Annotated in this window: 11 protein-coding genes and 1 pseudogene; 10 read left to right on the top strand and 2 right to left on the bottom strand. The window is 57.8% G+C overall.

Going from position 1 to position 8078, the window contains the following annotated elements; genetic code table 11:
• Positions 1-189, bottom strand: a 189-nt coding sequence (locus GWG67_RS34645; protein ID WP_275174092.1) for a dodecin family protein, incomplete at its 3' end; no start/stop codon positions are given.
• A 246-nt stretch (positions 190-435) separates the two neighbouring features.
• Between GWG67_RS34645 and GWG67_RS34640 the strand changes: the two genes are divergently transcribed.
• The 9 genes and pseudogenes from GWG67_RS34640 (at position 436) to GWG67_RS34605 (ending at position 6677) form a co-directional block, all read left to right on the top strand.
• Positions 436-1098 carry a phytochelatin synthase family protein gene (locus GWG67_RS34640; protein WP_275174091.1) on the top strand — a complete coding sequence of 221 codons (663 nt, stop codon included), beginning with the start codon at positions 436-438 and terminating at the stop codon, positions 1096-1098.
• A 200-nt stretch (positions 1099-1298) separates the two neighbouring features.
• Positions 1299-1829, top strand: a complete 531-nt coding sequence (locus tag GWG67_RS34635; protein ID WP_275174089.1) for a DUF2380 domain-containing protein — start codon at positions 1299-1301, stop codon at positions 1827-1829.
• A gap of 614 nt (positions 1830-2443) precedes the next feature.
• Positions 2444-2830, top strand: a pseudogene (locus GWG67_RS39150) (hypothetical protein); the annotation flags it as partial.
• Between the two features lie 92 nt (positions 2831-2922).
• Positions 2923-3489 carry a tripartite tricarboxylate transporter substrate binding protein gene (locus GWG67_RS34630; protein ID WP_275174088.1) on the top strand — a complete coding sequence of 189 codons (567 nt, stop codon included), beginning with the start codon at positions 2923-2925 and terminating at the stop codon, positions 3487-3489.
• A gap of 27 nt (positions 3490-3516) precedes the next feature.
• Positions 3517-4683, top strand: coding sequence for an FAD-dependent monooxygenase (locus GWG67_RS34625; protein WP_275174087.1), 1167 nt, complete (start codon positions 3517-3519; stop codon positions 4681-4683).
• A gap of 317 nt (positions 4684-5000) precedes the next feature.
• The gene (locus GWG67_RS34620) at positions 5001-5483 is read left to right on the top strand and encodes a cyclopropane-fatty-acyl-phospholipid synthase family protein (RefSeq protein WP_275174085.1); all 483 of its coding nucleotides are present in this window, start codon (positions 5001-5003) and stop codon (positions 5481-5483) included.
• Positions 5483-5761 carry a hypothetical protein gene (locus GWG67_RS34615; protein WP_275174084.1) on the top strand — a complete coding sequence of 93 codons (279 nt, stop codon included), beginning with the start codon at positions 5483-5485 and terminating at the stop codon, positions 5759-5761. Before GWG67_RS34620 ends, GWG67_RS34615 begins: the two co-directional genes overlap by 1 nt.
• Positions 5762-6056: 295 nt before the next feature.
• A complete protein-coding gene (locus GWG67_RS34610; RefSeq protein WP_275174082.1) occupies positions 6057-6392 on the top strand; it encodes a GYD domain-containing protein in 336 nt (111 codons plus the stop codon).
• Positions 6393-6503: 111 nt separating this feature from the next.
• Entirely contained in the window at positions 6504-6677 is a 174-nt protein-coding gene (locus GWG67_RS34605; protein ID WP_275174080.1) for a hypothetical protein, read from the top strand.
• An 8-nt stretch (positions 6678-6685) separates the two neighbouring features.
• Here GWG67_RS34605 and GWG67_RS34600 read toward each other — a convergent pair whose 3' ends face one another.
• Entirely contained in the window at positions 6686-7129 is a 444-nt protein-coding gene (locus GWG67_RS34600; protein ID WP_275174078.1) for a DoxX family protein, read from the bottom strand.
• 290 nt (positions 7130-7419) lie between these two features.
• On the opposite strand from GWG67_RS34600, the gene GWG67_RS34595 reads away from it, so the two are divergent.
• The gene (locus GWG67_RS34595) at positions 7420-8070 is read left to right on the top strand and encodes a GDSL-type esterase/lipase family protein (protein ID WP_275174077.1); all 651 of its coding nucleotides are present in this window, start codon (positions 7420-7422) and stop codon (positions 8068-8070) included.
• The last annotated feature ends 8 nt before the right edge of the window (positions 8071-8078 follow it).

Raw genomic sequence — 8078 nt, 5'->3', positions numbered from 1 at the left:
GTTGAGCTTGGTGCGATAGGCCTCGACTTTTCCCTTGTCGTCCAGTTGCATATCGAGCTTGACCACCTCTGCAATGCGAAGATCCCGGAGGGATTTAGCGGCTTGCTCGACCGCATTGGCAGCCGCCTTCTCCCACGAGTCGGTGCTGGTGCCGACCAGCTCAATGACCTTGTAGACGCTATCGGGCATGTCGTCCTCCTATTCGGGGTAGGGTCGGAAATCTAGCATCTGGATCGCGACGCTGAAACGTGTCGGCGATGTCGCGGAAAAGGGTCCGATTGGCTGTCGCTTTTCCTGAAGACTTGGTCGGCCCCGTCGAGATGCGGTCGCATTTTCAGCCCGAACGGATGCGCACATGAAATTTCTTCCTGCCGGTAGGCTACTGAATATCATTTTGCCGGCCGATGTCGTCGTTGCCGCCAAAGGTTTTGACCGATGAAGCGATGGCACCGCGTCAGCATCAGCAGCATGGTTCTCGCCGTGGGTCTGGTGTGGGCCGGGGCCCTGGTGGTCAGCCGATCGCACGTTCCATCAGAAGCCATAGCTTCATCGGTAACACGTACGCCTGAACTCATAGAGCGTGCGTGGCACCTGCCCGTGGCAGCCACATTCCAAAGACATGTTGATTGGCAATCAAATGGCTCTCGCTGCGGACCTGCCGCTGTTGCGAATACGTACCGGTCTCTTGGCGAGGCGGCGAGGACGGAGGGCAAGGTGTTGGCCCGCACGTGGAACTGCTGGACAGGCGTATGCATCATGGGTCTCACGCTCGACGAGCTGGCCAAAGTCGCCCAGTCCCACACCAGCCGGAAAGTTACAGTCTTGCGTGAACTCAGCGAGACCCTGTTTCTGGAGCATCTCCGTCGCTCCAACGATCCGGGGCGACGCTACATCGTGAATTTCGATCGCGCTCAAATTTTCGGTGCTGGGAGTGGCCACCATTCGCCAATCGGGGGCTATTTGGAAGCCGAGGACCTCGTTTTCGTGCTCGATGTCAATCTCGATTTCCAGCCCTGGCTCGTCGAGCGGAAGCGGCTGTTCGACGCTGTTAATACCTTCGACGGAGACGAGAAGCGGGGGCTGCTCTTGATAGAGTAATATCCCGCATGATCGCCTTTTGGCCCTCAGCCGACCCGCCGTGTGCATGCGGCTGAGGACCGCTTGTGACTCACTGCAGACGTTAGCGCTGCGCTGCGATGGGCGGCCGCGTAGCGTTACCAAGGATTAATTTCTTCGACAGGAGACGGAAAGAATCGATCTTCTAAGATGGGCTTAGCCGAGGAGATCGAGTCATCACGATGCGCCACAGCTCAATCCTGCACGCTGTTACCACAGCCGGTCTGCTCCTGGGAACCAGCCTCATCGCAGATGCATCCGCCGAGACCGCCAGCCACGCTTTGGCTGTCTCCGTCGACGATTTCAAGTATAGAGACACGTCGAACGAGCCCACCGATCAGACGGCCGTACATGAAAAGCGATTGCGGGCATTCATGACCGCGCTGCGGGACGATGTCACGGCGGACCACCGTTTTAAACTTGTGCCGTCCTCCTGCGCTTCAAATTGCCCGACCGATGGACCAATGTTGCGCGATCGGCTGCGCGCTGCGTCACAGGCCGGCGCGCAGATCCTGATCATCGGCGGCTTCCATAAGATGAGCACGCTGGTGCAGTTTGCGCAGACTGTTGCTATCGATGCAAAATCTCAGCGCATCGTGTTTAGGAAATACTTTCAGTTCCGCGGCGACAACGACGAGGCATGGCAGCGGGCGGAGCGTTTTGTATCGGAGGACGTCCGCGACCGGCTGCTTGAAAGCAGATCGCAGCAATAGACTACGCGCGACACATGTGTCTGACACCGTGAGTCCGGTTTTGGCCCTTTGCAGACCTGCCGACGACCTTTGAGAATGTCTGCTGTCAGAGGGTGCGCCGAACTAGGGGGCAAGTGACCCGATCTTCGGACCAATCAATGATTTCGATCAACATACCTCGTGCTCACCCGCTATTCCTGCAAGCAGGCACTCGCCGCGAGAACCCCAGGCGGTGAAGCATTGCACAAGGTACACTGGTCAAATCCTGAGTTTCTGCTTGTCAGGGGCGCGCCCTCCCGATCTTTCCAGCCGCCAAGCTTTCAGAATTGGCGAGAACGTCCAAGGCCCGGCGCGGCACTCAGCTTCGTCGGGGCCACGACGCGGACGATGGTGCCGTTGGCCAACAGCCTCGCTTCAGGGTTTCGCGAGACGTCAGATGGGTAGGAGCACGCCCCCAACTTGGGACCGCATCCAAGGGCCGAAAATCAGCTTCACATCTAATCTTACCGCAAGCCGCTCCGTGGGGAGCGGAAGTTTCAGGCTAACCTCATCATAATTTCAGGACAGCGATCCCTGGCCATGGTTTAGTGGGAGCGGCCTAGTTCCGAACGCGGTGCCATCCATATGGTGGCAACATGGCCTTTCAAGACACTTTTCGAAATTCTCCTTCACGGCTCGGTCAGGAGAAGCCAATGGGGTTGCGAAACCTTCGAAACGTCGTCGGCCTCACGATGCTTCTTGCCGGAGCCACCTCGGCGACTGTGTCCACCTGTCGTGGAGACGACGCCTGGCCAGTGCGCACTGTGAAAATCATTGTACCGTTTGCCGCAGGCTCCGCGAACGATGTAAGCGCGCGTTTTTATGCCGACGGATTGACCAGGCGCTGGGGCAAGCCCGTCGTGGTCGAGAACCGGCCCGGCGCCGATGCCGTCGTCGGTGGCGGCGCGTTTGCAAACGCCAGGGACGATCACACTCTTCTCTATGGGACCGCCTCGATGGTCACCGTGAGCCCGCTATTGCAGGACTCGCTTCCCTACGATCCGTCCCTTGACATGCTACCGATCGCCTCGACGGCTAGTTCCACCTGGTCATCGCGGTTCACGACCGCCTTGCGGTGCGCTCGCTGCAGGAGCTGGCAGAACTGGCCCGAGCGAAGCCGGGTGAATTGTCGTGGAGTTCGGGCCCGAGCCTGCCACACTTCGTTTTCGCGGCAATGCTGGCGAGGCACGGGCTCAAGCAGGTCTACATCCCTTATCGGGATGCCTCGGCCCAGCAGGCGGATTTTGGCGAGGGACGGGTCCAAATTCTTTCCCACGCCCTGCTGTCGGTGAGAGCTCCTGTCCTTGCCGGCAACGCGCGGATACTGGCCGTCACCAGTCCTGAACGCCAACCAAGCTTGCCCGACGTGCCGACCGTCGCTGAATCCGGCTTTGCTGAAATGGAAATCGAGGGTCTTGCAGGTCTGTTCGGCTGGCGCGACATGCCGCCGGCGTTGCGCGACAGGATTTCCGCGGACGTGAAGGCGGTGGCCGCCGATCCCTTGGTCCGCTCTCGAATTGAGGCAAGCGGCGCGCAAGTCCTCGGCGGCACGCCCACTGAGTTTTCCGCGGCCATTGAACGGCAGCGAACGCGCATCGAGCAGATCAGCCGCGTCCTCGATCTGAAAAATGTCGCGAGGTAGTCGGCGTCAGGAAACAGGGAGGTTCAAATGAAGCTTCGGGCCGCCATCGTCGGTGGAGGAATAGGCGGTCTTTCCGCGGCATGCGCCCTGCGTCGAAGGGGCATCGACGTCATGGTTTTCGAGCAATCCGATGCGCTGGGCGAGATCGGTGCCGGCCTGTCGATCTTTCCGAACGCGCTGCGGCAACTCGAGCGAATGGGGCTGGGACCAGCTCTGGCCAACGTCGGCGCCAAGATCGGCGATGCATCACAATACTGCCGCTCCGATGGCACCAAGGTCGGCTCTGTCGTCACGACCGACTCCAGCGGCTGGAATGGCATGTATGGCATGCACAGAGCCGATTTGCTGAATGTGCTCGCGGCAAGCATTCCGGCAGAAGCCGTCCGCACCGGGTATCACTGCATCGGCTTCGAGCAGAGCGCGGCCGCAGCGCGATTGAAATTCGCAAATGGGGAAACCGTCGAAGCCGACCTCGTGATCGCTGCAGACGGCATACATTCTGCCTTACAGAAGTATGTGGTCGAGCCGACACTACCGGAATATTCCGGCGTCCGCTCCTATCGCGGTTTGATTGCCAGCGACAAACTTCCGGGATGGCGAGAGGCAGCCCATCAGGTTTGGATGGGGGACGGAAAGCACTTTATTGTATTTCCGGTCCGCGCTGGCCGGCTGCTGAACTATGTCGGCTTCATCCCCAGCGCCGACGCCAAGGCCGAATCCTGGTCCGCGATTGGAGACCGCGACGAGTTCGCGTCGTCCTTCATCGGATGGGACGCGCCGGTCGTGAGACTGCTGGAAGCGGTGGAGAGCTGCTTTTGGTGGGGTTTGTATGACCGCAAGCCGCTGCAATCGTGGACCAATGGGCGGCTCGCGCTATTGGGTGACGCTGCCCACGCCATGCTTCCGCATCTAGGGCAGGGCGGCAATCAGGCGATTGAAGACGGCATCGCTCTGGCTGTCCTTCTTGAGGGACGAGATCCGGTCGAGGTGCCGGCCATCTTGCCGCAGTACGAAAAAATGCGCCGTGTCCGGACTGACGTCATTCAGGCGGAGGCACGAAAAAACGGACTGCGTTTCGATTCGAAATATGAAGACCTCGAACAACGCGATCGCGAAGTTGCAAACTCCGCCGCATTCCGCAGATGGCTGTTCGATTATGATGTCGAGAACGTCGCCATTGGCCAGCGCGCATAGTCAAGATTTGCCGGCTCGTCGCTGATGGCTGCGATGCCGAGCGTCGCTGTCAGCTTCTCTGAGAACGCGGCTTATGGCCCATAGCTGACCTGCCCGCGCAGCCGATCCATGACCGCTTGTGACCCTGGCTGGTGAAAACACCGCGCCTGGGATACGCCAGTGGCCATCTCATGACAGTGTCTCATCCGTCGTCGCGCTGTTTGCATGCAATCCGCCGCGCCACGAGGACAACCATTGGGCGAAGCGCTCTTTTGGGTCACTTAAACGCTTGCTTCAAATCGTGCTGAATATCGGCTTTGCAGGGTTAGATCAGAAGTTTGCATCCGCGCCAAACCGGTGCTTTTGGCCCGTTGCAGACCTCCACCATTGCATCAGAGCCAAGCTTCAGTCTCCTTCGATCCAAATTCCTGTCGGGCGAACTGGCGCAGCCAGCTCAGATCGGCTCAGGAACGCTCGTTGCCGACTTTTGCGCCGGTCTTGGCGTTACCGTGCGTTATCTTGCCTATAAGTACGGAGCCAATGTCACTGGTATCGAATTCACGCCTGCGCGCGTCGCAGGCGCGCAGGATCTGACCAGGCGCGTCGGCCTTCAGGACGTGGCGCGAATCATCGGGCAACGTGATGAACGTTCCACTGGTGACGCGAGCGTCGACGCCGTCGTCAGCCAAGAATCATTCTGTCACGTCCCTGATGTGAAAAGGACCGTGATGGAAGCCAGCCGTATTCTCAAGGCGTCGGTCGATTGGCCTTTACCGATTGGGTCGCCAACCAACCGCTTTCAGCCGCAGATGCGCAACTGATGTGGGACGCGATGGCAATTCAGCCGCTCCGCTCGATTCCTGACTATTGTCGCCTGGTCGAGGGCACTGGCCTCAAGGTGCTTTCGGTCACAGACTTGACCGACGAATGGGGCCCAATCCTCAAGGATCGCCTCGCGATGTATCAACGCTTGCACGAAGAAGCGCGACAGGCCGGAACACCGCTTGAACACGACACATTTCATAAATCGTACATTAGATTTGTCGAACTCGTTCAACAGCGCAAACTAGGCGGCATAAGAATCGTTGCGACGAAGTAGGTCCTAAGCTTCTCAATGTAGATGTGATTTGTTGCGCTGCATATGTCGCTTCCTGGCCCATCGGGTGGTCGCGCTAATTGATGACCATCAGAATCTCTTCCGCACGAGCAATAATTGATATAGGCTAAACATCCAGCCGCCAGCGGGTGGTGCCGAACGCCTGTCCATTCTGAGCGGTATATTGCCCACGGCAGGGTCTATGGTCTTTCGCTCAACGCGGCTTTAGCCGCCCGTTTTTGTTGAGCCCGAAGCAAACCCTTAATTTTCGAACATTCCTCGAGAGGAGGAAGTCATCATGCATTTTTGTATGACAGGGCAATACACACCAAAATCTCTCAACAGCATCATGGAAAATCCCAAGACCAATCGGTACGAAGCGGCCAAGAACCTCATCGAAGCCGCCGGCGGAAAATTGATATCAATGTATAGCACCGCTGCCGAAGGCCCGGGCGTCTTGGTAATCTTCGATGTGCCTGACCCCACTGCAGCACCGGCAATTTCTGGCACCGTCGTGGCATCCGGCGCCATTCATAACGTAAGCCTCATCAGGCTTTGGACACAGGACGAAATTGCCCAGGTCCGTCAAACTGCAAGCCAGCTCCGGGGGGAGTACTCCCCGCCGGGCAATTGAAGACAAACGGCCAATACCGCGGCCTGAAGTCGACCAGTTGAATTCAACGTCGGCGGCAGTTTGGCGGTCTGCCGCCAACTGATGCCCGCCAAAATATTTTTTGAGGCCATCATGCCTGAGACATTTGAGATCATCATGCCTGAGACATTGGAAATCCTGCTGTGGTTTGCCGCGCTCGCGACGTGGCTGATGCTTCTCTTCGTCATCCTCAGGACGGCGCTAGAACCGCTATTCAAGCGCATGCGCCGACTGCGCGATGAATCTTTCAAGGTGAAGGTGAAGTGATGTCGGGCCTACAGTTTCCGACAGAAACTAAACCGGCCTGCTCCGGTGACGAAGATTAGCATCGCGCCTCCCATGATGGAGATATTCTTCAAGAAATGATTGTACTGGCCAATTTGCTGCGCACCGGCCGGATACTCCCAGTAGCGGTGGGCAATAGCAGTTGCGACCAGCACGAAGACAAAGGTCAGCACCGCGCAGTAGCGCGTACCGACGCCCAATATCAAACCAATGGATATCAATGTTTCCAATGCGATATTCGTCAGAGTGAACAGCTCAGGTGCTGGAAGGTTCAGCGACTTAGAATAGCCGACAGAGCCACTGAAGTTGGTTATTGCTCCGTACGCGCTACCAACGAATACCCACGCAAGTAGAATGCGACCAACCAAGATCAGTGCATCAGCTCTCTTTTTGGCGAATTCATCAAGGGCCAGGGACAGAGAATTGAATTTCATCGGTAAAGCCTCCACCCTTGTTATCTAACGCGGCTGAAAAACTCTTGTTAGCAATCTATCACGATTAGGGGGGCCGTATGAAGCGCTTCACCTTCGGCGCGCTGCAAACGATGCCTCCTTCATCGTCCGCCCTTTTCGGGAGTGGCTTTGGCCCAAATGCCTGCTCCTGGCCCGTAGCTGACCTGCCGCGCGCAGCCGGTGAAGGACCGCTTGTGACCCGAATACGACATCAGCCTCTTCCACCAATCTGTCCATGCGAATAGAATGCGTGTCTGACCAGAGGGTCGGCAATGGGACGGCGCGAGTTCATCATCTTGGCCGGAGTGGCTGCTGCCACTTGGGTCCCACCAACAGCCCTGCATTCCGAAGAACGGGTAATCAAAATCGTCGTACTCGGCGACGTTCTGGCTTCCGGCTACTATCTGCCCGTTGGGCGCAGGTTCTCCGACAGACTTGAATTTGCATTGAAGGCCAAAGGTCAGTCGGTCACGGTTGTTGATGCAAGCAAGGGCAATGACACAGCAGCAAGGGGCCTTGCCAGATTGAGTCACGCGGTTCCCGAGGATGCCGATGCGGTGATCTTGGAACTCGGTGCGATTGATATGCTCTTTGCCGTCGAGCCAATCATCACGCGCAGGTCCCTGGCGGCAATCATTGAAAACCTAAAAGCGCGGCGGATCGCCGTGCTTCTTTGCGGAGCAGCGCCTCACACCGACCTGGATGACGAACACAAGAGTGCCTTTGCAACAATCTTCTCCGGTCTTGCCAGCGAGTACGATGTACTATTCTACCCTGCATTTGATGACGCGTTTGTAAGCGATCCTTCGCTTAGAGAGATCGGCGACTTCAAGCCAAACGCGGCGGGGACCGAAGCCGTTGTTGCGCGCATATTGCCGAAGGCCGAGGCGCTGATCGATCAAGGACGTCACAGAGTCCATTGACCCATAAA

The organism is Bradyrhizobium sp. CSS354 (assembly GCF_029051725.1).
Taxonomy (GTDB): domain Bacteria; phylum Pseudomonadota; class Alphaproteobacteria; order Rhizobiales; family Xanthobacteraceae; genus Bradyrhizobium.
This window is presented reverse-complemented; position numbering and strand designations above follow the sequence as displayed.

Bases quoted from the DNA above. Each gene is read 5' to 3' on its own strand.
- GWG67_RS34595 (WP_275174077.1), top strand. From the start codon at position 7,420: ATGGGACGGCGCGAGTTCATCATCTTGGCCGGAGTGGCTGCTGCCACT.
- GWG67_RS34640 (WP_275174091.1), top strand. From the start codon at position 436: ATGAAGCGATGGCACCGCGTCAGCATCAGCAGCATGGTTCTCGCCGTG.
- GWG67_RS34610 (WP_275174082.1), top strand. From the start codon at position 6,057: ATGCATTTTTGTATGACAGGGCAATACACACCAAAATCTCTCAACAGC.
- GWG67_RS34615 (WP_275174084.1), top strand. From the start codon at position 5,483: ATGTGGGACGCGATGGCAATTCAGCCGCTCCGCTCGATTCCTGACTAT.
- GWG67_RS34600 (WP_275174078.1), bottom strand. From the start codon at position 7,129: ATGAAATTCAATTCTCTGTCCCTGGCCCTTGATGAATTCGCCAAAAAG.
- GWG67_RS34635 (WP_275174089.1), top strand. From the start codon at position 1,299: ATGCGCCACAGCTCAATCCTGCACGCTGTTACCACAGCCGGTCTGCTC.
- GWG67_RS34605 (WP_275174080.1), top strand. From the start codon at position 6,504: ATGCCTGAGACATTTGAGATCATCATGCCTGAGACATTGGAAATCCTG.
- GWG67_RS34625 (WP_275174087.1), top strand. From the start codon at position 3,517: ATGAAGCTTCGGGCCGCCATCGTCGGTGGAGGAATAGGCGGTCTTTCC.